Genomic DNA, 26,679 nt, shown 5'->3' on the forward strand with positions numbered 1-26,679 from the left:
TCAGTGCAACAATCGCGCTTATTTCGATTTTTTATTTGGCTTCTTCTTATTTTTACAGTGATTTGGGTTGGCAGTAAGATTGAATTTATTTTTCGTCCCCTTGTTATCCTAGTCACAACCTTAGCGTTTCCGATTATTGCAGCAGGAGTGTTTTATTACATTCTACGCCCAGTCATTGCGCTATTAGAAAAATGGAAAATACCAAGGCCGCTCGGTATTCTTCTCGTTTATCTGGCGCTAGCTGGTGGTGTAACGGGACTTGTTATTAGTATTGGCCCTGTACTTGTTGAGCAATTTAATAGTCTTGTGAAGGGTGCCCCAACGCTTGTGAATGATTTGCAATCCGCCATTACCGATTGGCAGAGGAATCCGTACATAGCTAGAATTCTTCAAAGTGAGATGGTTGACATACAGGGGTTGACTGATCGTATTTCTGGTTCAATCGGAGAAATTAGCTCTTCTTTCGGAAATTACATCTTTTCAATCCTAAATGTTGTCACGAACGTGCTCGTTGGGATTGTTCTTCTTCCATTCATTTTGTTCTTTATGCTGAAAGATGGAAAAAAGCTGATGCCATCCTTACTTCGAGTCGTTCCTAAAGCCCACCGGAAAGAGGGAGCGAAAATACTAGAAGATATGGATGATGCGCTAAGCGGATTTATCCAGGGACAGTTGATTGTAAGTGTCTTTATCGGAACGTTTGTTTATATTTGGTATGTTATTATTGATCTTGATTATGCCTTAATCCTTGCGATGATTGCTCTCTTCCTTAACGTTGTCCCATTTATCGGTCCGATTATCGGAACAGCACCAGGCGTCATCGTCGGACTGATCCAATCACCGTTAACAGCCCTATGGGTTGTCCTTGGTGTCATTGTGATTCAACAAATTGAAAGTAATCTTGTCTCACCGCTTGTGATGGGGCGTAAGCTGGATATTCATCCTTTAACGATCATCTTGCTCCTATTGGTGGCCAGTAGTCTTGCAGGGTTTCTCGGGCTTATTCTCGCCATCCCAACGTACGCAGTACTAAAAGTAATCTTTACTCATACGTATCGCTTAATTAAGCTGCAGCAGCGAGGCAAGCATTCAACAAACGAATAAATAAAGACAGGTTCGCTAAGCGAACCTGTCTTTTTACTATTCAATGACGCGTACCGTTACATCTTTGCGACCCCAGTTAAGGGCGTTTTGTTGACTAGGAATAAAAACATCAATTCGATTGTGATCGATGTCACCACCGATGTCAGCTGCAATCGCAGTTCCATATCCTTCCACCTCAACAATAGAGCCTAGTGGGATTTGATCTGGGTCAACAGCAATCACTTTCGCATCAGGGTATTTTTCTAAATCAATGCCCATCTTCGTCACGCCAGAGCAACCTGTGCAGTCGGCCGTATAAGCTGTACTTTCAACAGTCATTTCTTTTCCAGCCGCCGACTCAGGTAATGCCATTTGATCTAACGCTCTTCGTGTAGCTGGTCCAGCAATTCCATCAGCTGCTAGCCCTTTGCTACGCTGAAATTGTTCAACAGTAGCGACCGTTCCTGAACCGTAAATTCCATCGACTTGTCCTTCATAGCCAGCTTGTTGGAGCTGACTTTGTATATGTATGACCTGTTTTCCGATATCGCCTCTTCTAAGTACTTGAACCGCTTTGTTTGTTTCTGATCCGGCAAGACCATCGACTTGCAAATTCCGGCTTTCTTGAAACGCAGCAACCGCATTTTCCGTAATATCACCAAAATAACCTGTAGCTGTGTGGTAAGGAAACATTCCTTTTGTCATTAAATAGTTCTGTAGTTCTTTCACATCTTGCCCAGAATTCCCATTTTGCATCGTTCGATCTCCTAATGCCGCTGAAGCAAAGGATGGTGTGGCTACAAAAATAGCGCTTACGATTAGTAGCGCTGCCACGATTCTCATTTTTTGAATCATCATTTCTCCTCCTTAAATGATTTTACATTACAAGTGAAACCATTCGGCTAGAAGAAAGGATATTCGACGTTTTATCAACAATATACGACATATTGATTAGAAAAAGACCAGATAATGGAATGGTTGAACGATGAAAAGAGATTCAATTGGAATTGATCGTTGACTCTTTCACTTAAGAAAAGGAAAATGGAATGCGTATCTATAAGAACGGTTTTACGAAAGGGGAAACGCGTGTTGTGAAAGATCTTGACCGAAAGTGGATTCATTTAATTAACATCATCTTAGGAGTCATTATCGTTCCATATTCCATACTTGAATTCGTTGCAGTCCTCAAGTTAGCTGACAATCATGACTATTTATTCGTCCCTATTGGGCTACTCGCACTCTGGCTAATCCTGTATCTTGTTCAGTTAAAAAAGAGGAAAACCCTCCTTGTAATGGGCGCTGTTTTCCTAAATGTGTTCTACTTATTTTTTGTAATCCCACAATTGCTATATTAAAAAACTTTCTGGATCTTCAACATAATGAATACTTTTATGAAAAGCGGGTATTGTACTAAAGTGGTCATAGTGATCAACAAAGTACTTAGAAGATAAAGGAGAGGAATTCAAATGACTAAAGTATTAATGGTCGTAACAAATCATACAGAAATCGATTCAGAACACAAAACAGGGTTATGGCTTGAAGAGTTCGCTGTCCCTTACAACATCTTCAAGGAAAAAGGATATGATATTAAAGTAACTTCGATCCAGGGTGGCGAAGTTGAACTTGATCCAAATAGTATTCCAGAAGAAGATCCGAAAGAATGGGAAGATGCACAAAACCAGCTTAAGAATACAACAAAGGTAACGAAAGAAGACGCGAATAACTTTGATGTTGTGTTCCTACCAGGTGGTCACGGTACGATGTTTGACTTCCCAAATAGTGAAGTTCTTCAGCATATTCTTCAGGAACAAGCTGAAGCTAATAAAATTATCGGCTCTGTTTGCCACGGTCCTGCTGGACTAGTGAACGTTACGTATAAAGACGGTACTCCTCTTGTAAAAGGGAAGAAAGTAAGTGCATTTACTGATTCAGAGGAACGTGAAATGGGTCTTGTTGAACAAATGCCATTCTTGCTAGAATCAAAGCTTCGTGAAAAAGGTGCGAAATTTGAACTAGCGGATAATTGGTCCGTTTTTTCTGTTCGTGACGGTAACTTGATTACAGGACAAAATCCTCAGTCAAGTGAAAGTGCTGCGAATAAAATCATTGAAGCAATTGAAGGAAAATAAAAATATTCTTATCGTAATAAAGCGAAATGCTTTGATAGAATAAGGATTTAGAAGGAGTGGGCCTGTTTTGGTTCGCTCCTTTTCTATGTTTGTTCTTTTTTCTAAAGAGGAACAGAGTAAGCAGATGTAGAATGAATGAAGAAGAGGATGATGAGTTTGAAATTCATTTTATCTCACCCTTTTGTTAAGGTGACACGTAAAATAGAACGGAACGAGCAGAAAACGCTTGAGCAGGAGCACGCTTTAAATTTATACGAAGATCGTATTATCGTTGGGCAGGATCAATTTGCGATACAAGATGTGTTTGACATGTCATATCGTTTTCAATCAACTCTTTATGGCTTTTTATACCTTCATACCAATCGTGGTGTGGTGACATTTATAATTAAAAAGGATCCAACGGTTTTTATTAATGAGTACCGAAAGCTCATATAAGGTATAGGAAGCAAATTGAAAAAATAAATTAACTATAGCTTTGTTTAATGAAATTGAAATGAGAGAAGGGGGTAGGTTGTGATGGGGATCGACAAAAGGGTAGTGCTTTCTAATGGCGTTAAAATGCCTTGTTTAGGCTACGGTGTTTTTAAAATGAGCGATGAAGAAGTAATTAAAGGTGTTAAGGTTGCTCTAGAAACAGGCTATCGAGGAATTGATACGGCTTCTTATTATGAAAATGAAGAAGCGGTTGGAATGGCGATAAAGGACTCGGGCGTTCCGAGGGAGGAAATCTTTCTTACTTCTAAAGTCTGGAATGACGAACAGGGATATAACGCTACATTAGCCGCGTTTGAGCGGTCGCTTGAGCGCCTCGGCACTGATTATCTCGATCTTTACTTAGTTCATTGGCCCGTACCGCACTTATTCCTTGAAACATGGCAGGCGTTAGAAAAGCTCTATCATGAGGGGAAAGTTTGTGCAATTGGTGTTAGCAATTTTGAAACCCATCATCTTGAAGCCATTTCTCGGATCTCAACTGTGACACCGGTGCTCAATCAAATTGAGCTACATCCGGAATTAATTCAAGGCGAACTGCGAGATTATTGCCGATCAAAAGGAATCCGAGTTCAAGCATGGTCTCCGTTAAAGAGGGGGCAGGTGCTAAGTCATTCTGTTATTCAAGCTATCAGCGATCGTTATGGGAAAACCCCTGCTCAAGTTGTGATTAGATGGTGCTTACAACATGACCTTCTTTTAAATGTAAAATCAACTCGTGAAGAACGAATTAAAGAAAATGCAGACGTGTACGATTTCCAATTGACGGATGAAGAGATGACATCGATTGATTCCCTTCATGTAAATAGTCGTATCGCCCATCATCCAGATCATCTGGATTTTTATGAAAGAACGGTTCCGGGTTTTAAAAAATCAAAATCTACCACCTAAAAAAGACGCCATTGGCGCCTTTTTTTTGTGGAACTATTGTTTTGTCCAGCTTTTTTTTAAGGGCCCATCCACTCCGAAAATGGGATCGAATTCAGGTACAGGCACATTTTGAATGTTCTTAAGAACCGTAGGACGCTCATTTGGCTCCCCAGTTCTAAGATCGTGATCGCGGCCATCTGGATAGGCGCCGACAACGAGAAAATCGGAGGAAGCTTGTTCTCTTTTGTGACCAACTCCTGCGGGTATGACAACAACGTCTCCTTCCTCGACACGAATCGTTTCTCCTTTTTCACCCCCGAACGTAATCGAAGCGTCTCCTTTTACAATACCAAGTACTTCGTGTGTGTTGCTGTGGTAGTGGTGATAAGGAAAAACGCCATTTTGCCATGCGTTCGTCCACTTGTTCTTGTTAAAAAGGGCCATCGCATCGCGGTTTTCTAAAGCAGCATGATAAAGGGTAAGAGGGTAGAAAGCGTTGTTTGGAATCTTGCCGTCATCATCAAAGTAAAGCGTTTTAATCATTTCTTTCTTCATGTCATCACTCCTTCTTTCATATGTATACGTTTTTAAGTAAAGTGAAACATGAGCGTTTAGGAAATGGAGTGAAGGGAATTTACCTACGAATCAATCCTTCCCCCTTAGGTTGAAAAAAGCTGAGCTTTGGAGTTGACTAACTTGTCTATACAAGATAGACTACAAATTGAAACATGAACTTGTCTATACAAGATGTTAAATAAATGAAAGCGGTTGAAAGGAGAAGATATCAATGTTAAAAAAACTATTTGGTAAAAAGGAAAAACCTTCGGAAGAGGTTATCTATGCTCCATTAAACGGTAAGGTTGTTGAACTTGAAACGGTTCCTGATCCGACATTTTCACAAAAAATGATGGGAGACGGTGTTGCGATCGAACCGACAGATGGCAAAGTTGTATCACCGGTAAACGGTAAGGTTATTCAATTTTTCCACACAAAGCATGCTGTTGGGATTGAGTCTGAATCAGGTCTTGAGATCTTGATCCATGTTGGTCTTGAAACAGTTGGCATGGGTGGCGAAGGTTTTGAAGGTCATGTGAAAGAAGGCGACAAAGTAAAAGTTGGCGATCCACTTATTACTGTTGACCTTGATCTTGTGAAAGAAAAAGCAGCAAGTACCATTACGCCTGTCATTATTACAAATGCAGATGTTCTTGAAAATGTTGAGAAAAAATACTCAGCTGGTGCTTCAAATGAAACAGAAATTATGACTACGAAAGTAAAAGGTTAAAGGCATGTAACTTAGAGAGTACTGTTCAACGTGCTCTCTAAGTAAATAGCTTTTTTACTAAGGGGGAAGAAAACATGGCGATTAATCGAGAGTCGGTTGAACACATTCTTGAAGCCATTGGTGGAAAAGAAAATATTTCGACCGCCACACATTGTGTGACTCGTCTGCGTCTTGTCTTACATGACGAAAGTAAAGTTGATACAAAAGCATTAGAAGAGAACGAACTTGTGAAAGGATCATTTTCGGCTAATGGACAGTTCCAGGTAGTTATTGGACAGGGAACGGTTGATAAAGTATTTAAGATTTTTGCAGAGTTGGCAGAAATTGAAAGCGCGTCCAAACAGGATGTAAAGGATGCGGCAGCAAGTAAACAAAACATCCTTCAGCGCGGCGTGAAGACGCTAGCCGACATTTTTATTCCGATTTTGCCTGCAATCGTAACAGCTGGCTTGCTTCTTGGGATTAATAATATTCTCACAGCGCCAGATATTTTCTTTAGCGATCCGCTAGTCGAAGTCTATCCGCAATGGGCTGATTTAGCGAGTATTATTAACCTGATTGCCAATACAGCCTTCGTCTTTTTACCAGGTCTGATCGGTTGGTCAGCCGCCAAGCAATTTGGCGGAAGTCCATTGCTCGGTATTGTTCTTGGTCTCATTCTCGTGCATCCGGACTTACTGAATGCATGGGCATACGGTGAGGCAGACGATATTCCAACATGGAACTTATTCGGACTAGAAATTGAGAAAATCGGGTATCAAGGTCAAGTATTACCGGTACTCGTATCGGCATATATCCTAGCGAAAATTGAAACGTTTTTAAACAAGCGCATACCAGATTCCATTCAGATGCTAATCGTAGCTCCTGTTGCGCTACTCGTCACTGGTTTTCTTGCGTTTACGCTTATTGGGCCCGTTACATTTTGGATTGCCAATCTCTTAACAGATGGCTTTATTGGCCTATTTGATTTTGCACCAGCCATTGGTGGACTAGTCTACGGTGCGCTGTATGCGCCGCTTGTTATTACAGGAATGCACCATACGTTCCTTGCTGTTGACTTACAGTTAATTGGTAGTACGGGCAGCACGTTCTTATGGCCAATGCTTGCTTTATCAAATATTGCGCAGGGTGCAGCTGCACTTGCGATGATGTTGATTACACGTAATGAAAAAACAAAAGGTCTTGCAGGAACGTCAGCTGTATCTGCCTTTCTTGGTGTGACCGAGCCCGCGTTGTTCGGGGTGAACTTACGCTTTAAATTCCCATTCTTCGCTGCGATAATCGGATCAGCGATTGCTGGTCTTGTTATTACCGTAAGTGGTGTTGAAGCAACATCGATTGGTGTTGGCGGTATACCAGGATTCCTTTCCATTTTTAAAGAATACTGGGGTGCTTTCTTTACAGGTATGGCTATTGCGCTTGTAGTGCCGTTTATTTTAACATTTTTATATGGAAAAGTAAGAAAAGTAAGCGAGTAAAGAAAAGGAGCGATATCATCTGGTGCGTAGTAGCTCCGATGGTATCGCCTTTGTTTTTAACTATTTAATCTAATAATAGGAGTGGAATCAGATGCAACCATGGTGGAAGAAATCCGTTGTTTATCAAATTTATCCAAAAAGCTTTAATGATACAACGGGGAGTGGAACAGGAGATATTCAGGGGATTATTGAAAAACTTGATTATTTAAAAGAGCTGGGAGTAGATGTTGTTTGGTTAACGCCTATCTATGACTCTCCTCAAAATGATAATGGTTACGACATTCGTGATTATTTTAGTATTTATGAAGAGTATGGCACGATGGAAGACTTTGATCGTCTTTTAACAGAAGCTCATGCAAGAGACATTAAAATTATTATGGATATCGTTGTCAACCATACGTCAACGGAACATCAATGGTTTGTCGAATCTCGTAAATCAAAAGATAATCCTTATCGGGATTATTACATTTGGAAAGACGGCGTTGATGGAGCAGAACCGACAAATTGGCAGTCAAAGTTTGGCGGCAATGCTTGGCAGTTCGATAAGGAAACGGGTCAATACTATTTACATCTCTTTGATGTTACTCAGGCTGATCTAAATTGGGAAAATGAGAAAGTGCGCGATGAAGTGTATGATATGATGACATTCTGGTTTGAAAAGGGAGTAGATGGTTTCAGACTTGATGTCATTAACCTGATCTCGAAAAATCAAAATTTCCCGAATGATGATGGGTCTGTCGCACCTGGGGACGGACGCAAATTCTATACAGATGGTCCTCGCGCTCATGAATTTATGAACGAAATGAATCGGAACGTCTTTATGAAGTATAACAGCATGACAGTTGGTGAGATGTCATCTACGACAATTGAAGACTGCATTCAATATTCGAACCCTGATCGCAATGAATTAAGTATGACGTTCAATTTCCACCACCTTAAAGTCGATTACCCTAACGGAGAGAAATGGTCTGTGGCTGACTTTGATTTCTTGAAGCTTAAAGAGATTCTTTCCACATGGCAGAGAGAAATGATCAAAGGTGGCGGGTGGAATGCGCTCTTCTGGTGCAACCATGACCAGCCTCGCATTGTATCGCGCTATGGAAATGACGGAGAGTACAGACGAGAATCAGCTAAAATGCTTGCTACGACGATGCATCTGATGCAAGGTACTCCTTATATTTACCAGGGAGAAGAAATTGGGATGACAAACCCTAAGTTTGACGCAATCTCTTCTTATCGTGATGTAGAGTCATTGAATATTTTCTCGATCTTAAAAGAGGAAAAAGGGTATAGTGAGGAAGAGGTTCTTGAGATTCTTCGACATAAATCAAGAGATAACTCAAGAACACCTGTGCAGTGGACATCCGAGCCTCATGCCGGTTTTACGACAGGTGAGCCATGGATTCCAGTAGCCAAAAACTATGAGACAATTAACGTAGAAGAGACGCTAAAAGAAAGAAATTCCGTTTTCGAACATTATCAACAGCTGATCTCACTGAGAAAAAATGTGGATCTCATCACATATGGAGATTATGAACTCCTTTTAGATGAAGATCCTCAACTATTTGCTTATGTACGTAATGGAGAAAATGAAAAGTTACTTGTCATTAATAATTTCTATGAAACAGAAGCAACCTTTGAACTGCCCTCCCATGTGGAAGTAGATGGGTATCATGCAGAGGTATTGATTTCGAACTACGAAGATTCTCCATCAACTTTTAAGAAAGTGACGTTACGACCATATGAGTCGATCGCATATCATCTAACTGAGACAAGGTGAGTCTATGAAGCAAACGAAGTATCAGCAAATCTACAATGATCTCTCTGAGAATATTCGAAACGGAACCTATAAGCCGAATAGTAAACTGCCATCTGAGCATGAGCTTGCAGAAACCTATGGCACATCAAGAGAAACCATCCGCAAAGCGTTAAATTTACTATCCCAGAACGGGATGATTCAAAAAATTAAAGCAAGAGGATCGGTCGTTCTTGACTTAAGTCGTTATGAATTTCCTGTTTCTGGACTTGTAAGCTTCAAAGAAATTTCAGAAAAGATGAACCGATCTTCAAGAACAATCGTTCATCACCTTGAAAAAAAGCTACCAGAGGAATGGGTTCGCGAACAACTTGAGCTTGAAGTGGGCGCTGAAGTTTGGCACGTCCTTCGTGCGCGTGAGATTGAAGGCGAAAAAATCATCTTAGATCGCGACTTTTTTTCCGCTAAGTGGGTACCTGAACTGACACGAACGATTTGTGAGAATTCAATCTACGATTATTTGGAAAATGATCTTGGTCTTTCCGTAAGCTATGCAAAAAAGGAAATTGTCGTAGAAGAGGCTGACGAAGAGGATCGACGTTATCTAGATTTGCATGATTACAAACATGTGGTGGTCGTTCGAAATTACGTTTATTTAAATGATACAACATTAATTGAATATACCGAATCACGACACCGTCTAGATAAATTCCGATTTGTCGATTTTGCAAGACGTGAAAAACAATAAAGAGGGCGCTCCAATAAAATGGAGCGCTTTTTCATGTTCTTTTTAATTTGAGGGAAGGAAACCATACTCTATTCTCGAAAGAAGAATGGTGTCGGAAAACATGATAGGAGCGATCAGATTGAACGTAACCGAAGAAAAGATCACACTCACAAAAGTAGCATCTCATCACCTTACATGGTTAAAGCGATTTACCTTACATGAACATCAGCTCGCTTTCACTTCAATGGCGATGCCTGCTTATGAAAAATGCATGCGCGATCCTAATCGTTTACCTGTAGCGATTTTGGAAGGCGTTCGAACGGTTGGTTTTTTTGTTCTCGATCAAGGGGACGATGTTTTCTCGTATACAACTCGTCCAAATGCGATTTTATTAAGAGCGTACTCAATCAACTTACCAGATCAAGGCCGTGGTATTGCGAAAGCATCTCTTCGACAATTAAAGCCATTTGTAGAGAAACATTGGCCTGACTGTAGAGAAGTCGTGCTCGGTGTAAATGAAGATAATCTTTCAGCCAAAAAAGTCTACCTTGAGGCTGGATTTATTGACACAAGTGAGCAGAAAATGGGGCGCTCAGGTCCTCAAGCGATTCTAAAATTCCTTATCTAATCTTCTTGCGCGATGCTCACTCATAAAGCTAGGCACTTAGTGCAATTGTGTTGAAAGGGGAGAAACAGCGTGTGGTATGATACGAGAATTACTTCCATGTTAAACATAAGCTATCCAATTGTTCAGGCAGGAATGGCGGGAGGTGTGACGACCCCTCAGCTAGTTGCTTCCGTCTCGAACACTGGAGGACTCGGAAGCTTAGGGGCAGGCTATATGACACCTGAACAGATGAAGAAGGCAATAAGTGATATTAAACGCCTCACTTCAAAACCTTTTGCGGTTAATTTATTTATTCCAGAGGACGATCCTTCTTCGGAAGAGAGTATTGCAAACGTGCAAGTAAAGCTTCAACACTATGAGAACCAACTCGGTATTTCTGACCAAGAACGTAAGAGGAAGTCGTTTGTAGAAACTCAAAAAGAATATCAAGATAAGCTTCAGATTATCATTGATGAAGCCATTCCAGTATGCAGTTTTACCTTCGGGGTCCCTTCTATAGAAGAAGTGCAGCGTTTAAAAAAAGAGAAAGTAATTTTAGTGGGAACAGCTACGACGGTAAAAGAAGCGATCATCAATGAGAAAATTGGAATGGATCTTGTTGTCATGCAAGGAATGGAAGCAGGCGGTCACCGAGGAACGTTTACAGGTGATTTTCAAGCTTCACTGATTGGCAGTGCTTCACTTATTCCTCAAACGGTCGATGCCATTAAAATTCCTGTTATTGCAGCAGGGGGTATTATGGACGGAAGAGGGATTCTTAGTATGCTCGCTCTTGGAGCAGATGCTGTTCAAATGGGCACAGCGTTTGTAACATGTCAGGAAAGTGGTGCAAATCCAGTTCATCAACATGCCATCTTAACTAGTACAGAAGATCAGACAGTTGTAACGCCAGTGTTTAGTGGGAAGCCTGCACGTGGCATAAATAATGACTTCGTTACTGAGATGGCGAGTCAAAACGATTTACCGGGATACCCAACGTTAAATACGTTAACGAAAGAAGTAAGAAAACAAGCAGCGAATCAGAACCGTCCAGAGTGGATGTCGCTATGGTCAGGGCAAAGCCCGCGTCTCAGCACATCGAAATCTGTAGAGCAAATTATTGATTGTAGCGTGAAACAAGTAACGGATATTTTGGAAGGGTTAACGACATAAATGCGATGAAAATGATCAGGCCCCTCTCACTATGTGAGAAGGGCCCTTTCAATGACTTGCATTGGTACGGCCGGTCATCTGACAGCATCTTTTATTATGAAAAGATAATGACCGGCTGTATCATGAAGTTTAGTCATAAATCAGTCAGACAATACCCGTTTCTTTAGAAAGTTATTAGGGAATTGTAAAACGAATAGAATGTATGTAGCATTTAAGGAGGACGTTTAACAATGAAAGCAGTCGTTATTAATGATTTTGGAAAACCTTCTACGTTTAGCATAACGAATCTCTCTACAAGAGAGTTGAAGCCAGGCGAATTGAAGATTAATGTAAAAGCAACAAGTGTGAATCCAGTTGATACAAAGGTTCGTTCTGGTCAAGCTGAAGCATTTGCACCAGCATTTCCAGCGGTTCTCCATGGTGATGTCGCCGGTATTGTAGAGGAAGTATACGAAGGAAGCCCTTTTAAAAAGGGTGATGAAGTGTATGCCTGTGCAGGTGGTGTAAAAGGTCTTGACGGAGCACTTCGAGAACAAATGATTGTTGACCAAAAGCTCGTTGCGAGGAAGCCTGAACGATTATCGATGAAAGAAGCTGCAGCACTACCGTTAGTCTCCATTACGGCATGGGAAGCCCTTGTGGACCGCATGAACGTTCAGCCAGGTCAAAGCGTTCTTATCCATGGTGCAACGGGTGGTGTCGGGCACATCGCCATTCAGCTTGCGAAATCATTAGGAGCGATAGTGTACACGACGGCGTCTACTTCAGAGAAAATGAAAATCGGTCAAGATCTTGGAGCAGATTATGCGATCAACTATAAAGAAAGAACCGTAGAAGAATACGTAAAGCAGTATACAGATGGAAAAGGATTTGATGCAGTTTTTGATACGGTAGGCGGTGAAAATATGGAAAAGGCGTTCCAGGCAGTGAGGAACGGCGGACAAGTTGCCTGTATCGTTGGTAGCGGTGAGCATGATATGACACAACTGTATGTGAAAAGTGCTACCTATCATGGCGTATTAATGCTCATTCCGATGCTAACAAATGAAGGAAGAGACCACCATGGTGAAATCTTAACGAGCATAGCGCGAATGGTAGACCATGGGATACTTAAACCGGTGTTGGATGAAGAGAGCTTTACGTTCTCTACTATTGCGGAAGCACACAATCGTCTTGAATCAGGAAAGACGATCGGGAAAGTTGTAGCAGAGAATGATCTTTCACAAATTTAAGATCAGAATAAAGGTATGACAAAAGGAACCTTTCTACATGTGGAAAGGTTCCTTTTCTTTTAGATAAAGAATTCGAAGATGAAATGAGTGCGTTAGTTCGTCCACTCGGAAACGAGTTCTTTGTTCTCTTCAATCCACTGCTGTGCACCTGTTTCGGCATCATCAGCGTCTTTAATCGTAGCCATCAGACTACCAAGAGAGTCATCGTCCATCTGCCAATTGTTCATCCACTCAACAATCTCAGGGTGATCGTCACTGAAATTTGTTCTTGTCATAAAAAAGATATCATCTGCTTCACCATAGACGTTCTTTGGATCTTCGAGATATTTCAAATCATATTCTGCAAAAGCCCAATGAGGGTTCCACAATGTAACGACAATGGGTTCCTCGTCTTCATACGCTTTTTTTAATTCACTCATCATCGCAGGCCCTGAACTATCCACTAAGTCATAGTTTAAGTTATATTCTTCAAGCGCGGTACGACTCATTTCCATCAAGCTTGCACCAGGATCGATCCCGACGATTTCTTCTATGCCCAGCTCTTCTTTTTTGTCATTTAGCTCTTCCATGCTCGTGATGTCCATATAAGAAGGAACGACAAGTCCAAGTCCTGTACCTTCATACCATGCTTCGTGTAAGACAATATCTTCTTTGTATTCCTCGTACAATGGTTTATCTGTTGTAGGGAGCCATACTTCAGCAGCTATATCAAGATCGCCTTGTGAAAGTCCGGCCCATACAGGGGATTTTTCCATTGATTTAAGTTCAATGTCATATCCTTTTTCTTCTAAAATAACTTTCCACATGTTTGAAACCGCAATGTTTTCAGCCCAGTTGTTTAAGCCCAACACGACGCTACCTTTCGATTTCTCTGCACCCTCTTCTGAACCGCTACATGCAGCCAGCGACAGTGCTACAATGACCATGATTAAGATTCCTCTCCTCATAGATACTCTCCTTTTTCTGTTCTATTTTCATGTGCGAAAATGCACATGTTGTTTATCATAACAAATATGTCACACTTTTGCAGGTTTATTACAAAATCAGGACAGTGTATGATGAGAGATGAGGAGGGATGGCGAATGATCACGATCGCAACAACGCTTATTATTATTTTTCTTGTCATTATTTTAATTGGTACATTGATGGTTGCTGGAAAGAGTGATCCGGGGTATGGGAAAAAGGCGAAAAATACGACCGTCACCATTTCAGCCATTTATCTTTTTGTAACCGTTTTAGCGGTAGCTGGAATTGCCGTTTACGTCTATTTGATTTAAATGGTCACCTACAAAATAGGACTGAACCGGTTTTAGGTTCAGTCCTATTTTGTAGCGACAAAGATCATCTCAGCTGCAAGGTAACCAAAGCGTAAACCGAAGAATAATAATACAACACTAGCGGTTACACTAATGGCACGTAGTGTACGAGGTTTTAATAACGATTTTCCGAAATGGACGGTCATACAAAGGTTGATATTCCAGAGTCCAATTCCAATAAACACGAGAGCAGATAGAAAGAAAGCTTGCCATTTATCAGGTTGTTGAAGAGAAACACTAAGAACAGAGCCATAAATGCCTAGCCAGAATAAAAGATTCATTGGATTAAAGGCAGCAATCATAAAACCAGTAGCATAAGCATGTATGAGTCCAGACCCCTCTTTGTCCTTTTCTTCATCAAGACTTATTCGTGATAAGAACCCTTGTATTCCAGAAACCGTTAAAATAATCGCACCAAGAAGCATGAGTGAGATTTGGACAGCAGTTAACTTAACAAATGTTGCGATACCGAAATACATTAAGTACATCAGAATAAGATCAGCACTCATTCCGCCTGCTCCAACTAGAAGTGACGACCAAAACCCTTTGTGAATCCCCCTTTTCATGATTTCAATATTGATTGGTCCAAGTGGCGCAGCAATGGATAAGCCTAGGACGATATGAGTTAGTGCAATCTCGAGCATGACGTCCATTCTCCTTTATTTATAGCTGGGAAATATGTTACATAACGTGATTTTTAATACTCATTCTTACTTACCTTAATACATGTCCTAATGGTGTATTTTAGAAGTACAATTTTGAATTTGTTCGAAAATATGCTATTATGCTTTTTTGGGTCGCTCAATATTTTGAAGAAGATGTGGAAAATTGTATAATGAAGGTTACTACTACCATTGGAATTGATGTGATGTGGATATGAAGCATTTTTCTATGTTTACAAAAAGTGAAATAAAAGAACGTTTTCCGGTCAGCTTCTATCAACGGGGGTTAACGTATTTTCAAAATGGGCGCGTTTCTGAGCTTACATATGATCAAGAAGATCAAGCCTACCGAGCTTATGTAAACGGCAGTTCAGAATATGGCGTGTTAATTGAGCTACTTGGTGATAATTGGTTTGGATCTTGTGAATGTCAGGCATTTCAAACCTATGGAACATGCAAGCATCTTGCTGCTGTTCTTATCGCGATTAGTGAAGAAGGTCCGCCAGAGAAAGAAAGCGAGAAACCATCGCAGGTAACTCAATCACCACGAAGTTATAACGAAACGAATCAGCTTATCCAAGTGCTAAGTGATTATCAACCGGAACCGGGTCGCTCAAACGCGAGAGCAGATCAGCTTAAGGTTGAATTTACTTTGAAAGCAAGCTCATACCCAACTTTACGTAAATCTCAAGGTGATTCCCCCTGGACGTTAGAGCTTAAAGTAGGGGTGAATCGATTATATGTCGTCAAAGATATTCGCTCATTTCTTGATGCAGTCCTTGAAGATCAGTCCTACTGGTTTACGAAAAAGTTCAGCTATGAACCTGATGAACACACGTTTCATGAATCAGATGAGCCGCTTATGCAAATTCTGCTTTCAATTAGACGGAATGAAAAGGTTTATTTGGATTTGCCTGATAATTGGGGACGTTTCACTGAAAACCGTGAATTAATCCTACCTCCAATAACAGCAAATGAATTTCTTGCAGAATATTTAAAACAAGGTCGTTTCTTACGTTTTGAGTATAATCGCACTCTTCATGAAGAAATTGCGCTTGTGGATCGTAGTCTTCCATTTTCGTTTGAAATTGAAGAAAAGGATAATGATTATGTGATCCAGTTAAATGGTTTTCAAAGCGCAGCATATTTCCCAACTTATGGATGGTTATTTCATGATGAGAAGCTTTTCAAGCTAACTAAAAAGCAGCAGTCTTTATTACGGGATTTATCAGCTTTTCGAAACGCTGCTAAAAAAAGTGAACTTTCTATTTCGCCAGCACAAATTGAACCATTTCTATCTCAAGTCGTTCCTGGATTAAGAAAACTTGGTGACGTGATCATTTCTGAGCAAATCAACGATAAAATCATTAATCCGGATTTACAAGCCCGAGTGTACGTGAATGCAGAGGGAGAGCGTTTGCTCGTTACAGTAGAATACGAATACGGTGATGACGTAATCAATCCATTTAAGGATAATTCTCGGATTGTCAATGATCTTGGAGGCATTGTTCTTAGAGATAGTGAAAAAGAACAAACGATTATGTCGTTGATTGAACAAGCTTCATTGAAATTTAACGGGAAAGAACTTTATGTTGAAGATGAAGCGCTCATTTTTGATTTTCTTCATTGGACAATCCCTGAACTCAATGACCTTGCGGATGTTTTTCTAACAGAATCCGCACGAGCCTGGTTATTAGATGAATCATCAGCTCCTGTTACCTCTGTTGACATGGACAACAGTGGGAATTGGCTCGACGTTAGTTTTGACATGAAAGGGCTCGACGACGAAGAAATTTCGAATATCCTAAAAGCGGTCATTGAAAAAGACCGTTATTATCGCCTTTCGAATGGTACCTTTGTTTCAATGGAAAATGAAGATTTTCAACATGTTAGTCAATTATTCGACGACCTAAATATTAAACAAAATGATATTGAGCGAGGAGAGCTTCACCTTCCGCTATATCGTGGCCTGCAGCTTGATGAAAGAATGAGTGGAGGGAAACACGCCTCTCGTTATAGCAAAGCTTTTCGAGACCTGATCTCGCGACTCAAACATCCGGAAGATCTTCAATTTCATCTTCCATCCGGCCTAGAAGCCGATCTGCGTTCTTACCAGATGACTGGTTTTCAATGGTTGAAGGCACTGGCGCATTATCATCTTGGAGGCATTCTTGCGGATGATATGGGGCTTGGAAAGACGTTGCAGAGCATTGCCTATTTGCTTTCTGAGAAAGAAGATAATTCTGACGCAACTGCTCTTGTAGTTGCGCCTGCTTCACTCATTTATAATTGGAAAAAAGAATTTGAGAAGTTTGCGCCAGAACTTATGATTGAAGTCAACACGGGTACTCCAGCAGAACGGAAGGAGCTTCTTAGCAAGGGCCTTCAACCAGACGTATGGATTACTTCTTATCCGACGCTCAGACAGGACATTGATCATTATGAAACGATTCAATTTGATTCCGTCATTCTTGATGAAGCGCAGGCGATTAAAAACCCGGCGACCAAAACGTCGCAGGCTGTAAGGATGCTTCAGGCAAAGAAGCGATTTGCACTAAGCGGTACACCAATTGAAAATTCACTTGATGAACTGTGGGCATTATTCCACTCGATTATGCCAGGCTTCTTTCCTGATCAAGCCACGTTTCGAAATTTGCCACATGAGCGAATTTCAACAATGGTCAAACCGTTTATCCTAAGAAGAGTGAAAAAAGATGTTCTTAAAGAGCTTCCTGACAAAATTGAAACTGTTCAAGTATCGGAGTTAACAAAACAGCAGAAAGAGCTGTATATCGGGTACTTGCACCGCATTCAACAGGAAACGAAAGAAAGTCTCGCAGGCGATGGTTTTCAAAAGAACCGCATGAAAATTCTTGCTGGACTTACGCGTCTGCGTCAATTATGCTGTCATCCCTCTCTTTTTGTAGAAAACTATGAAGGACAATCAGGAAAACTTGAGCAGCTTTTAGAGATCGTTACAACATCTATTGAGAATCAAAAGCGACTGCTTATTTTCTCTCAGTTTTCTAGTATGTTGAAAATCATTCATCAAAAGCTAGCCGATCTTGGTTATTCGGTTTTCTATTTAGATGGACAAACGCCTTCGAAAGATCGTGTTGAAATGACGGAACGGTTCAATGGGGGAGAAAATCAAATCTTTTTAATCTCATTGAAAGCTGGCGGCACTGGGTTGAACTTAACAGGCGCAGATACAGTTATCTTATATGATCTCTGGTGGAATCCTGCGGTTGAAGAGCAGGCAGCAGGGCGAGCTCACCGAATTGGCCAGAAAAAAGTGGTGCAAGTAATGAGGTTAATTACCCAGGGCACCATAGAAGAAAAAATTTATGAGCTTCAACAGAAGAAAAAAGAGCTCATTGAAAAGGTTATTCAACCTGGCGAAACGATGATTTCCAGTTTATCTGAAGATGAAATTAAAGATATTTTAAGTATCTAATCGATTGGCATTCGTCATGCCGTATAGTGTAGAAGAAACTAACAAACACTAGCTAATGGAGGATATGAGAATGGATGTATGTGAACTATGTGGAAGAAGTGGCGTGACGTGTACAATCCATCACTTGACCCCTAAGGAAGAGGGTGGAGCACATAAACCGACCGCATCTCTTTGTGTCCCGTGTCACAAGCAAATCCATGCTTTGTATACAAACCAAGAATTAGCGATTAGACTCGATTCGATTGTAAAGCTGAAGCAAGACGAACAAATTCGTCGTTATTTGAAGTGGATCAGAAAACAACCTGCATCAAAGAGTGTGAAAATGAAAAAATCAAATCATCGAAAGCAAAAAAAATAAATTTTCGGATTTTATTTTTTCAAAAACCCTTAGGATATGCAGGTTTAGCCACCTAAATGCCATGCACAGTTATTTAGTACTAGAAATTACGCGTTTCGACATTTTTTATAGTGGTATAAATAGGTAGAGGTAAAATTGTACTAATTTATACGATGAGATTACAGAAATTATTCTAAGTTGAGGTGAAGTGTATGAGGGAAAAAGTATCCTCCGTTTTTTGGAGCACGCTGGTAATTAGTTTAATTATGGTCATCTGGGGGGCAATTTCTCCAGATACGTTAGCATCCATGTCATCAAGTGCACAGTCCTTTATTTCAAACAAGTTAGGGTGGTACTACCTGATCCTTGTGACGCTGTTGGTGATTTTTTGTGTGTTTATTATTTTCACTCCGTACGGGAAAATTAAATTAGGAAAGCCCGATGAAAAACCAGAATTTACACGTTTAAGCTGGTTTGCCATGCTGTTTAGTGCAGGAATGGGTATTGGGCTTGTATTCTGGGGTACGGCAGAACCGATGTCCCATTATGCAGTCAATGCACCGACTGCAGAAACAGGATCACCCGCTGCAATTAAAGAAGCCCTACAATATTCGTACTTCCACTGGGGAGTTCATGCATGGGCAATTTATGCAATCGTAGCGCTTGTTCTTGCTTACTTTAAGTTTAGACATGACCGTCCTGGTTTGATTAGCGCTACACTTTACCCTATTTTTGGTGAGCGTGTAAATGGATTGTTAGGTAAAGTAATCGATGTACTTGCCGTTTTTGCAACGATCGTTGGTGTTGCAACAACGCTGGGATTTGGAGCTGTTCAAATCAACGGAGGACTTTCTTACTTAACTGATATACCAAATAGCTTTAGTTCACAACTCATTATTATCGGTGTTGTTACCGTGCTGTTCATGATTTCAGCTTGGACAGGAATTGGGAAAGGGATTAAGTACTTAAGTAATGCAAACCTTGGACTAGCAGGTATCCTTTTCCTTGCTGTGTTTATCCTTGGTCCAACGATATACATTCTAAATATGTTCACTGATACCATCGGTGCTTACATTACAAACTTTATGGCGATGAGTTTCCGCATCGCGCCATTGAATCCAGAAAATAGAGAGTGGATTAACAACTGGACTATTTTCTACTGGGCATGGTGGATTTCATGGTCGCCATTCGTTGGTATTTTCATTGCCCGTGTTTCACGCGGAAGAACAATTCGAGAGTTTCTTGTAGGTGTCCTTCTTGTGCCTTCAATCGTTGGTTTCCTATGGTTCTCAACGTTTGGTATTTCAGGAATAAATATTCAGCAGCAAGGAATTGCTGATATTGCCTCACTTGCAACAGAAGAATCGCTGTTTGGAACTCTACAGAATTACCCACTAGGTACAGTGTTATCAATTGTAGCCATTACCTTAATTGGAACATTCTTTATTACATCTGCGGACTCTGCTACGTTCGTGCTTGGAATGCAGACAACGTATGGTTCTTTAAATCCAGGTTCAAACGTTAAATTAACATGGGGAGTTATCCAATCTTCCATGGCAGCTGTTCTGCTTTACACAGGTGGCCTACAAGCGTTACAGAATGTATTAATTCTGGCAGCTTTGCCGTTCTCGGTCATCATGATTCTTATGACGGTTTCGTTCTACAAAGCGCTTAAGAAAGAGAAATACTTGGTCGCAAAAGATCCGAAACCGAAAAAAGAAAAACGCAAAGAGAAAAAAGCAGGGACAGATAATAAAGTAGACAACCCTACACCTGCAACCAAATAGTTTTAAAAAGGCGATGAGATAGACCTCATCGTCTTTTTGCATGCAATCGTTAAATCTTTACAACTATAAGCAGTCAGGATAAAATAATTGAGGTTATTCATTATTTTAAAGTGGGGATGACGATGAAGGCATTAGTGCAAAAAGCTAGTGAACAAATTTTGGATCGAAAAGAGAAAATTGCAGAACAAATTACGATTGAACAGAATAAAAAATATCCAATCGAGCTAAAAAATAAAACCGATGAGCTTTTTCCATTGCGCGTGGAATTGGTAACGATTTATGCAAGGTCACTCGCACTTCGAGAAGAGGAAGCTGAAAAAAGTATTGAGGCGTGGGGGATTGAAACAGGAAGAATGTGTGCACGCTTAGAAACCACACTTGATTCGATGCTAGGGGAAGTACCACAGTATCGAACATACATAGGTGAGGTTTTAAAAGAAGTAGCCATAGAACAACAAATAGGAATTGAAGAATTGTATGAGCTCATCTCTAGACTTGATCATGTTATGAATTTAGTCGTTTATTATTTTAGCGTTCCGTTTGTTGAATACCAGACGAATTTGCTTGAACAGTCTAGAAACGAAATTCTTGAGTTATCAGCGCCAGTGGTTCCAATCATGGAAGGCGTAGCGGTATTGCCATTGATTGGAACAATTGATACGTATAGAGCAAAGTTGATTATGGAAGAATCACTTAATCAAAGCGTTCGCCTCCGTTTGGATTACTTTGTTTTAGACCTTTCAGGTGTTCCGATTGTCGATACATTTGTCATTCAGCAGCTTTTTCAAATTATTGAAGCGCTTCGACTCGTTGGAGTGGAAGCAAGAATTAGTGGCATTAAACCAGAAATTGCATTATCAGTCGTTAAATTAGATATTAGTTTCAAAATGGTGAACACCTATTCGACGCTAAAGCAAGCACTTGCCGATTTAGTTATCCAATGCTAATTTTGAAAAAAACAATCAAATCTTTCAATATTGTAAACAAATCAGTTTTCTGATTAACTTTAGGTAACAAATATCAGGACCTGGGGTTTAGAAATATCTATATATGTGAATGGTTAACTATTGGATAAAGGAAAGCTGGTGATTCTATGCTTACGGAATTATTTAATAAGTCCAGACATACTGTCGTTCTTACAGGTGCAGGAATGAGTACAGAAAGCGGTTTGCCTGACTTTCGATCTGCGCTTGATGGCATGTGGAACGAAGTGGACCCCCTCCAGCTTGCGAGCAGAGACGCAATGCAATACGAACGGAATATGTTTGTTCGTTTTTATAAACAGCGCATAAAAAAGTTGAAAGAAGCATCGCCACATCCGGGATATTTTCATCTCGCTGAATGGGAGCGAGATGGTAAGGTCGCATCGATTCTTACTCAAAATGTTGATGGCTTCCATCAATTGGCGGGGAGCCGAAACGTTGCAGAAATGCATGGTTCGTTAAGAGAAATGTACTGTGATGATTGTGGAGAAAAATCTTCTAGTGACGGATATTTGGATGATGTTTTAGCATGCGAATGCGGTGGCTTTAATCGCCCTGGAGTTGTACTATTTGGTGAACCATTGCCGCTAAATGCCATTCACCAGGCAAAGGTGGAAGCTAAAAAAGCGGAATTATTCATTGTTCTCGGCTCTTCTCTTCAAGTAGCACCAGCAAATGTTTTTCCTATGGAAGCTAAGCGAAACGGAGCGAAGCTTGTTATTGTGAATGAGGAAAAAACAGATTATGACAAAGTAGCTGATCTCGTGATTCATGACAAAATAGGAAAAGTATTAGCGGACCTAGCTGAAGATAAAGCCCGTTAGGATAAAAGAAAATAAAGTGAAAAATACCGACGTTTGTCGGTATTTTTTTGATCGTATTTCCTCTATTTATTAAACTTTAGAAATAGTAAGATAAAATGAGGAAGGAGTTGGGAAATGTTGATTAACCTATTACCAATGAGTGAATTCGATTTCAACCAATTTTTAGATGCTTCAATTGCTAACTATGCGAAAGAAAAAGCTGCGGCAGGTAACTGGAGAGCGGAGGAAGCCTTTGAGAAATCCAGGCAGGAATTTGATCGTTTACTACCTGAGGGTAGGAATACAAAGGGTCATACACTATATACAATAGTGGTAGAGGGTAGTGAAGAGAAGGTAGGCAGTCTATGGGTTAAAACAGACTGGAATGCAAAAGAAGCGTTCATTTATGAATTTCATGTGCATGAGGAAAAACAAGGGAATGGTTTCGGCACCGAAGCGATAAACGTTCTTGAAAGGATTTTAAAGGATCGTGGAATTACAGGACTGTCACTTCATGTTTTTGCTCATAATAAACAAGCGATTCGTTTATATGAACGTCTGGGGTTTGCAACAACAAATATTAATATGAAGAAATTATTGGACTGATGGTGTATAAGGTAGAGAGGAGGATGAAAAAGTGAATGAATTGAAGAGAATAACGGTTTTTTGCGGATCCAGTAATAACGTTGATCAGAAATATTTCAAGGCAGTGGAAGAACTGGGGGCTGTTTTAGCGGAAAAGAATATTGAAGTGATCTACGGTGGTGGGAACGTTGGTCTCATGGGCGCACTTGCCAGAACAGTGCTAAAACATGGAGGGCGAGTAACGGGAATTATCCCACGAAAAATCTATGATAACGTCAGTCATATCGAGTTATCCGACCTTATCATTGTGGAAACAATGCATGAGCGGAAGGCAAAAATGTACGAGTCAGGAGATGCTTTTCTTGCTCTTCCAGGTGGGATCGGCACGCTCGAAGAATTAACAGAAATCTTCACGTGGTACCAGTTGGAATATCATAATAAGCCAATTGGCCTTTTAAATACAAAAGGGTATTATGATCCTTTTTACCGCATGCTTGAACATATGGTGGAGGAAGGCTTTCTCCATAACCGCTATATGGAACCGTTGCTAACCGAGGAGAGTCCGAAACAGTTAGTTGAAAACATCCGTTCACACTCTGTCCCATTAATGAATAAATGGAAGCAAGATGATATCGGCGATCGCATTTAAATACCGGAGAATCCGGTATTTTTTTTGAATTCTATTGTTAAGGAACACGATTCGTGCGATTAATTGATTAAATATTCAGATAAAAAGAAGGGTTTTTACCTGTGAGAATTGAACTATACATACGCTACTTAAACTCAAGTTAAAAAGAAAATGGAGGGTTTTACATGTATAGTACGATCGGTTCTTTATTTCTTCAAACGGTAAAAAAGTATGGAAAAGAAGAAGCGCTTGTGGATGTCGACCGGGACATCAGATGGTCTTATGATGAATGGAACGTAGAAGTAAACCGGCTTTCAAACGCCCTCATCGATGCTGGAGTAAAAAAGGGCGATCGCGTATCCACTTTTTTATTTAATACGATCGAATTAGCGACCTTATTTTTCTCATGTGCAAAAATAGGGGCCGTATTAAATCCAATTAATTTCCGCTTAAAGTCAAATGAAATCGCTTACATTATTGAAGATGCTAAACCGAGTATTTTCGTATTTGAGCCTGCTCTTGCACCGGTCGTTGCAGAAGTTCAAGAACGATATCCCGATGTATCGTTCTGGTCAACAGAGGCGGCACCGGACTTTGCAGATAGCTACAGTGAACACGTTCGTCTTTCACATAGTGGTGAACCTACGATTGAAGTAGATGAAAATGATACGTATGCGATCATGTACACAAGTGGTACCACTGGGCGACCTAAAGGAGTGCTGCATCGCCATCGAAACATGCTTGAACAGAGTATTCTTTGTGGCGCTTCTCTTAACTTGAAACAAGTGGATCGAGGACTTGTCGCTGCACCGATGTTTCATTGTGCAGAGCTTCATTGCAACTTTTTACCGAGGGTACATTTTGGAGCTACGAATGTTATTATTCATCATTTTGAACCAAGGAAAGTGCTTCAGGTTATTGAACGAGAAAAAATATCGGTGTTGTTTGCTGCACCTACAATGTGGAATATGATTTTACAAGAAGATTATGCAGCATTTGATCGAAGCAGCTTACGAGTAGGTCTGTATGGTGCTGCACCTATGGCTCCATCACTTGTTGTTGCGGTCAAAGAAAAGCTGGGTATTAATCTCATTCAGGCATATGGGATGACGGAAATGGGACCTGCCGTGACATTTCTTGATGAGCATGAGCAATTAACTAAAGTGGGATCTGCAGGAAGAGCGGCGCTGAACCATGAGGTCAGAATCGTTAGACCGAATGAAAATGGACCGTCTGAGCCTGATGATGAGCTACCAGCTGGCGAAGTTGGTGAAATTATTGTGAAAGGACCATGTATGATGATCGGTTATTTTAATCGACCAGAAGCAACAAAGGACGCGATGTATAAAGGTTGGTACCATTCAGGTGATCTTGGTTATATGGATGAAGACCGCTATGTCTATGTTTCTGATCGTGTCGATGATATGATCATTTCTGGTGGAGAAAACGTTTATCCAAGAGAAGTAGAAGATGTTCTCCATGCACATGCAGGGGTGCTTGACGTCGCGGTACTTGGCGAACCTGATGAAAAGTGGGGAGAAATCGTTACAGCCATTATAGTGAAGAAACAAGATTCACTAACTGAAGCTGACTTAGATCGTTACTGCAAAGAGAGTCCAAACCTTGCTACTTATAAACGACCGCGAAAGTATTTGTTCGTAGAAGAGCTACCTCGGAATGCCAGTGGTAAAATCCAAAAGTTTCGACTTCGTGAACAATTTCAGGTTAAGTCAAACTAACAGTAGGTGAGGTCTAGGAATGAACATTTGGATACAGTAGACATGAACGGGTTTTGGACGGTATAATTAAAAATTGCAAGAAAAAGCGGGCGTTCGCTCGCTTTTTTTCAGTAGTATGATTTTCATGAATTTTAAATTGACGTACATACTACTAGTGAAAAGGAGGAATGCCGAATGATTAAATTATTTACTGATAGCGATCTTGATGGAACGGCCTGCGCGATCATAGCAGAACTTGCTTTTGACAAAGAAGCGGACGTGACCCATTGTACATATCGGAATTTAGATGACCGCGTCGAAGGATTTCTACAACAAAATAATGAAGATCCAATCTTCATTACTGATTTATCTGTGAACCAACACGTAGAAAAACTTTTGGATGAACGTTTTCGTGAAGGATCTCACGTTCAAATGATTGATCACCACGCAACAGCCATGCACTTTAATGAGTATAAATGGGGATTTGTTGATCCCGGTGAGAATCAAAAAACCTGTGCTGCAACTCTTTTTTATGATTTTCTATTGGAGAAAGAAAAAATTGAACGCTTAGAAAGTCTTGAGACGTTTCTTGAACTTGTTCGAAAATATGATACGTGGGAATGGGAAGAAGAAAATGAAGTGGATGCGAAACGATTAAATGATCTCTTCTCAATAATGGGGAGAGAAACGTTCAAATCTGAGATGATCAGGCGTTTAACGCGGGAAACTGATTCTTTTAAGTTTAATGATTCTGAGGAAATGATTCTTGATCTGGAAGAACGAAAGATTGAACGGTACATTCATCAGAAGAATCGTCAGCTTGTACAAATGTTTGTTGATGAGTATTGTATCGGCCTTGTTCATGCAGAATCGTATCATTCTGAACTTGGTAACGAGTTGAATAAGCGAAATCCTCATCTAGATTTCATTACAATTATTAATGCGGGTAGCAAGCGCCTAGGGTTTCGTACAATTCATGACGAAGCGGATGTTTCAGAGTTTGCCTCCCGTTTTGGTGGGGGAGGGCATCCAAAAGCGGCAGGTTGTGAACTAAACGAAGATACGTTCCGAATTTTTGTGGAACCTTCTTTTGCGCTTAAACCAGTTCGAAAAGATCCCGAACGAAATAAGCTGAATGAGCGTAACAGTGAAAGCGGCTCTTTCTATGAAAACCATGAGGAGAAGATCATCTATATTCGTCCTCGTCGAGAAGGTGAGTGGGAAGTGATGTGTCGAGGGAAAGTGGAAAGTAGTGTGTTTCACGAGTTTGAAGAGGCGGAACGCCATGTGAAACGAACTTACCATGCGTGGCTTCGTTCGGATAAAGCGGTTGTCGAAGATTTTGTGAGAGTTCTCCCGTTAACAAAAGAGCAGATCATGGATCGGTACCATACGATGATTAAAGCGATGCTTTATCAAGAAGAAGACGTTCTTAGTTGAACGTCTTCTTCTTGCATTTCTTTGTTTTATTCGTTCGGTATGCTTGAAGCCAAGAGAGGGCGGACCTGATCGTGTGTCTAAAGGTAAGATGGATGGAAAAAAGAATCGTGGTTGTTTGCTAAGCTGTTTCC

The 26,679-nt window shown here is 40.5% G+C and carries 26 protein-coding genes; 22 read left to right on the forward strand and 4 right to left on the reverse strand.

Features of this window, described 5'->3' with window-relative positions:
* The first annotated feature begins 3 nt into the window (after nt 1-3).
* Entirely contained in the window at nt 4-1,104 is a 1,101-nt protein-coding gene (locus LCL91_RS00600; protein ID WP_224879060.1) for an AI-2E family transporter, read from the forward strand.
* Between the two features lie 36 nt (nt 1,105-1,140).
* On the opposite strand, the gene LCL91_RS00605 is transcribed toward LCL91_RS00600, so the two are convergent.
* Nucleotides 1,141-1,938, reverse strand: coding sequence for a peptidoglycan-binding protein (locus tag LCL91_RS00605; protein WP_224879062.1), 798 nt, complete (start codon nt 1,936-1,938; stop codon nt 1,141-1,143).
* A 191-nt stretch (nt 1,939-2,129) separates the two neighbouring features.
* Between LCL91_RS00605 and LCL91_RS00610 the strand changes: the two genes are divergently transcribed.
* The 4 genes from LCL91_RS00610 to LCL91_RS00625 all read left to right on the forward strand — a co-directional run bounded on the left by LCL91_RS00610 (nt 2,130) and on the right by LCL91_RS00625 (nt 4,595).
* Nucleotides 2,130-2,438 (forward strand): hypothetical protein, encoded by a 309-nt coding sequence (locus tag LCL91_RS00610; protein WP_224879065.1) that lies wholly within the window; start codon nt 2,130-2,132, stop codon nt 2,436-2,438.
* Between the two features lie 111 nt (nt 2,439-2,549).
* Nucleotides 2,550-3,212, forward strand: coding sequence for a type 1 glutamine amidotransferase domain-containing protein (locus LCL91_RS00615; RefSeq protein ID WP_224879067.1), 663 nt, complete (start codon nt 2,550-2,552; stop codon nt 3,210-3,212).
* A gap of 156 nt (nt 3,213-3,368) precedes the next feature.
* On the forward strand, nt 3,369-3,647 hold the full coding sequence (locus LCL91_RS00620; RefSeq protein WP_224879069.1) for a hypothetical protein: 279 nt from the start codon (nt 3,369-3,371) through the stop codon (nt 3,645-3,647).
* Between the two features lie 78 nt (nt 3,648-3,725).
* Nucleotides 3,726-4,595 carry an aldo/keto reductase gene (locus LCL91_RS00625; RefSeq protein WP_160920020.1) on the forward strand — a complete coding sequence of 290 codons (870 nt, stop codon included), beginning with the start codon at nt 3,726-3,728 and terminating at the stop codon, nt 4,593-4,595.
* 33 nt (nt 4,596-4,628) lie between these two features.
* Here the strand turns inward: LCL91_RS00625 and LCL91_RS00630 are convergent, their stop codons facing one another.
* Nucleotides 4,629-5,129, reverse strand: a complete 501-nt coding sequence (locus LCL91_RS00630) for a cupin domain-containing protein (protein WP_224879073.1) — start codon at nt 5,127-5,129, stop codon at nt 4,629-4,631.
* Between the two features lie 232 nt (nt 5,130-5,361).
* Here LCL91_RS00630 and LCL91_RS00635 point away from each other — a divergent pair, with 232 nt between their 5' ends.
* The 7 genes from LCL91_RS00635 to LCL91_RS00665 all read left to right on the forward strand — a co-directional run bounded on the left by LCL91_RS00635 (nt 5,362) and on the right by LCL91_RS00665 (nt 12,832).
* Nucleotides 5,362-5,859 (forward strand): PTS sugar transporter subunit IIA, encoded by a 498-nt coding sequence (locus LCL91_RS00635; protein ID WP_160920022.1) that lies wholly within the window; start codon nt 5,362-5,364, stop codon nt 5,857-5,859.
* 74 nt (nt 5,860-5,933) lie between these two features.
* Complete coding sequence (gene treP, locus LCL91_RS00640) at nt 5,934-7,337, forward strand: PTS system trehalose-specific EIIBC component (RefSeq protein ID WP_224879076.1); 1,404 nt, start codon at nt 5,934-5,936, stop codon at nt 7,335-7,337.
* Nucleotides 7,338-7,428: 91 nt separating this feature from the next.
* Complete coding sequence (gene treC / locus LCL91_RS00645; RefSeq protein WP_224879078.1) at nt 7,429-9,117, forward strand: alpha,alpha-phosphotrehalase; 1,689 nt, start codon at nt 7,429-7,431, stop codon at nt 9,115-9,117.
* 4 nt (nt 9,118-9,121) lie between these two features.
* Nucleotides 9,122-9,841: a trehalose operon repressor gene (gene treR / locus LCL91_RS00650; RefSeq protein WP_224879080.1), complete on the forward strand. Its 720-nt coding sequence runs from the start codon at nt 9,122-9,124 to the stop codon at nt 9,839-9,841.
* Nucleotides 9,842-9,959: 118 nt separating this feature from the next.
* Entirely contained in the window at nt 9,960-10,448 is a 489-nt protein-coding gene (locus LCL91_RS00655) for a GNAT family N-acetyltransferase (RefSeq protein ID WP_224879082.1), read from the forward strand.
* A gap of 69 nt (nt 10,449-10,517) precedes the next feature.
* On the forward strand, nt 10,518-11,600 hold the full coding sequence (locus LCL91_RS00660) for an NAD(P)H-dependent flavin oxidoreductase (protein WP_224879084.1): 1,083 nt from the start codon (nt 10,518-10,520) through the stop codon (nt 11,598-11,600).
* A gap of 230 nt (nt 11,601-11,830) precedes the next feature.
* Nucleotides 11,831-12,832 (forward strand): zinc-dependent alcohol dehydrogenase family protein, encoded by a 1,002-nt coding sequence (locus LCL91_RS00665; RefSeq protein WP_224879086.1) that lies wholly within the window; start codon nt 11,831-11,833, stop codon nt 12,830-12,832.
* Nucleotides 12,833-12,924: 92 nt separating this feature from the next.
* On the opposite strand, the gene LCL91_RS00670 is transcribed toward LCL91_RS00665, so the two are convergent.
* On the reverse strand, nt 12,925-13,779 hold the full coding sequence (locus LCL91_RS00670) for a glycine betaine ABC transporter substrate-binding protein (protein WP_224879088.1): 855 nt from the start codon (nt 13,777-13,779) through the stop codon (nt 12,925-12,927).
* Nucleotides 13,780-13,914: 135 nt separating this feature from the next.
* Between LCL91_RS00670 and LCL91_RS00675 the strand changes: the two genes are divergently transcribed.
* Complete coding sequence (locus LCL91_RS00675) at nt 13,915-14,109, forward strand: hypothetical protein (RefSeq protein WP_224879089.1); 195 nt, start codon at nt 13,915-13,917, stop codon at nt 14,107-14,109.
* 44 nt (nt 14,110-14,153) lie between these two features.
* On the opposite strand, the gene LCL91_RS00680 is transcribed toward LCL91_RS00675, so the two are convergent.
* Nucleotides 14,154-14,792 carry a LysE family translocator gene (locus LCL91_RS00680; RefSeq protein ID WP_224879091.1) on the reverse strand — a complete coding sequence of 213 codons (639 nt, stop codon included), beginning with the start codon at nt 14,790-14,792 and terminating at the stop codon, nt 14,154-14,156.
* A 232-nt stretch (nt 14,793-15,024) separates the two neighbouring features.
* Between LCL91_RS00680 and LCL91_RS00685 the strand changes: the two genes are divergently transcribed.
* From LCL91_RS00685 to LCL91_RS00725, 9 genes are all read left to right on the forward strand, one after another.
* On the forward strand, nt 15,025-18,267 hold the full coding sequence (locus LCL91_RS00685) for a DEAD/DEAH box helicase (protein WP_224879093.1): 3,243 nt from the start codon (nt 15,025-15,027) through the stop codon (nt 18,265-18,267).
* 64 nt (nt 18,268-18,331) lie between these two features.
* Nucleotides 18,332-18,625, forward strand: a complete 294-nt coding sequence (locus LCL91_RS00690) for an HNH endonuclease (protein ID WP_373560753.1) — start codon at nt 18,332-18,334, stop codon at nt 18,623-18,625.
* 191 nt (nt 18,626-18,816) lie between these two features.
* Nucleotides 18,817-20,391 carry a glycine betaine uptake BCCT transporter gene (locus tag LCL91_RS00695; protein WP_224879095.1) on the forward strand — a complete coding sequence of 525 codons (1,575 nt, stop codon included), beginning with the start codon at nt 18,817-18,819 and terminating at the stop codon, nt 20,389-20,391.
* A gap of 122 nt (nt 20,392-20,513) precedes the next feature.
* Nucleotides 20,514-21,338, forward strand: a complete 825-nt coding sequence (locus tag LCL91_RS00700; RefSeq protein WP_224879097.1) for an STAS domain-containing protein — start codon at nt 20,514-20,516, stop codon at nt 21,336-21,338.
* A 146-nt stretch (nt 21,339-21,484) separates the two neighbouring features.
* A complete protein-coding gene (locus LCL91_RS00705) occupies nt 21,485-22,198 on the forward strand; it encodes an NAD-dependent deacylase (RefSeq protein WP_224879099.1) in 714 nt (237 codons plus the stop codon).
* 114 nt (nt 22,199-22,312) lie between these two features.
* Nucleotides 22,313-22,783, forward strand: a complete 471-nt coding sequence (locus LCL91_RS00710; RefSeq protein WP_224879101.1) for a GNAT family N-acetyltransferase — start codon at nt 22,313-22,315, stop codon at nt 22,781-22,783.
* A 31-nt stretch (nt 22,784-22,814) separates the two neighbouring features.
* On the forward strand, nt 22,815-23,411 hold the full coding sequence (locus LCL91_RS00715; protein ID WP_224879103.1) for a TIGR00730 family Rossman fold protein: 597 nt from the start codon (nt 22,815-22,817) through the stop codon (nt 23,409-23,411).
* A gap of 164 nt (nt 23,412-23,575) precedes the next feature.
* Nucleotides 23,576-25,129, forward strand: a complete 1,554-nt coding sequence (locus LCL91_RS00720) for a fatty acid--CoA ligase (protein ID WP_224879105.1) — start codon at nt 23,576-23,578, stop codon at nt 25,127-25,129.
* A gap of 174 nt (nt 25,130-25,303) precedes the next feature.
* A complete protein-coding gene (locus LCL91_RS00725) occupies nt 25,304-26,548 on the forward strand; it encodes a DHH family phosphoesterase (protein WP_224879107.1) in 1,245 nt (414 codons plus the stop codon).
* The last annotated feature ends 131 nt before the right edge of the window (nt 26,549-26,679 follow it).

Source organism: Guptibacillus hwajinpoensis (assembly GCF_020171785.1).
GTDB classification, from domain to species: domain Bacteria; phylum Bacillota; class Bacilli; order Bacillales; family Guptibacillaceae; genus Guptibacillus; species Guptibacillus sedimenti.

Bases quoted from the DNA above. Each gene is read 5' to 3' on its own strand.
- LCL91_RS00605 (WP_224879062.1), bottom strand. From the start codon at position 1,938: ATGATTCAAAAAATGAGAATCGTGGCAGCGCTACTAATCGTAAGCGCT.
- LCL91_RS00610 (WP_224879065.1), top strand. From the start codon at position 2,130: ATGCGTATCTATAAGAACGGTTTTACGAAAGGGGAAACGCGTGTTGTG.
- LCL91_RS00615 (WP_224879067.1), top strand. From the start codon at position 2,550: ATGACTAAAGTATTAATGGTCGTAACAAATCATACAGAAATCGATTCA.
- LCL91_RS00630 (WP_224879073.1), bottom strand. From the start codon at position 5,129: ATGAAGAAAGAAATGATTAAAACGCTTTACTTTGATGATGACGGCAAG.
- LCL91_RS00635 (WP_160920022.1), top strand. From the start codon at position 5,362: ATGTTAAAAAAACTATTTGGTAAAAAGGAAAAACCTTCGGAAGAGGTT.
- treP (WP_224879076.1), top strand. From the start codon at position 5,934: ATGGCGATTAATCGAGAGTCGGTTGAACACATTCTTGAAGCCATTGGT.
- treC (WP_224879078.1), top strand. From the start codon at position 7,429: ATGCAACCATGGTGGAAGAAATCCGTTGTTTATCAAATTTATCCAAAA.
- treR (WP_224879080.1), top strand. From the start codon at position 9,122: ATGAAGCAAACGAAGTATCAGCAAATCTACAATGATCTCTCTGAGAAT.
- LCL91_RS00665 (WP_224879086.1), top strand. From the start codon at position 11,831: ATGAAAGCAGTCGTTATTAATGATTTTGGAAAACCTTCTACGTTTAGC.
- LCL91_RS00670 (WP_224879088.1), bottom strand. From the start codon at position 13,779: ATGAGGAGAGGAATCTTAATCATGGTCATTGTAGCACTGTCGCTGGCT.
- LCL91_RS00675 (WP_224879089.1), top strand. From the start codon at position 13,915: ATGATCACGATCGCAACAACGCTTATTATTATTTTTCTTGTCATTATT.
- LCL91_RS00680 (WP_224879091.1), bottom strand. From the start codon at position 14,792: ATGCTCGAGATTGCACTAACTCATATCGTCCTAGGCTTATCCATTGCT.
- LCL91_RS00685 (WP_224879093.1), top strand. From the start codon at position 15,025: ATGAAGCATTTTTCTATGTTTACAAAAAGTGAAATAAAAGAACGTTTT.
- LCL91_RS00690 (WP_373560753.1), top strand. From the start codon at position 18,332: ATGAGAATGGATGTATGTGAACTATGTGGAAGAAGTGGCGTGACGTGT.
- LCL91_RS00695 (WP_224879095.1), top strand. From the start codon at position 18,817: ATGAGGGAAAAAGTATCCTCCGTTTTTTGGAGCACGCTGGTAATTAGT.
- LCL91_RS00700 (WP_224879097.1), top strand. From the start codon at position 20,514: ATGAAGGCATTAGTGCAAAAAGCTAGTGAACAAATTTTGGATCGAAAA.
- LCL91_RS00705 (WP_224879099.1), top strand. From the start codon at position 21,485: ATGCTTACGGAATTATTTAATAAGTCCAGACATACTGTCGTTCTTACA.
- LCL91_RS00710 (WP_224879101.1), top strand. From the start codon at position 22,313: ATGTTGATTAACCTATTACCAATGAGTGAATTCGATTTCAACCAATTT.
- LCL91_RS00720 (WP_224879105.1), top strand. From the start codon at position 23,576: ATGTATAGTACGATCGGTTCTTTATTTCTTCAAACGGTAAAAAAGTAT.
- LCL91_RS00725 (WP_224879107.1), top strand. From the start codon at position 25,304: ATGATTAAATTATTTACTGATAGCGATCTTGATGGAACGGCCTGCGCG.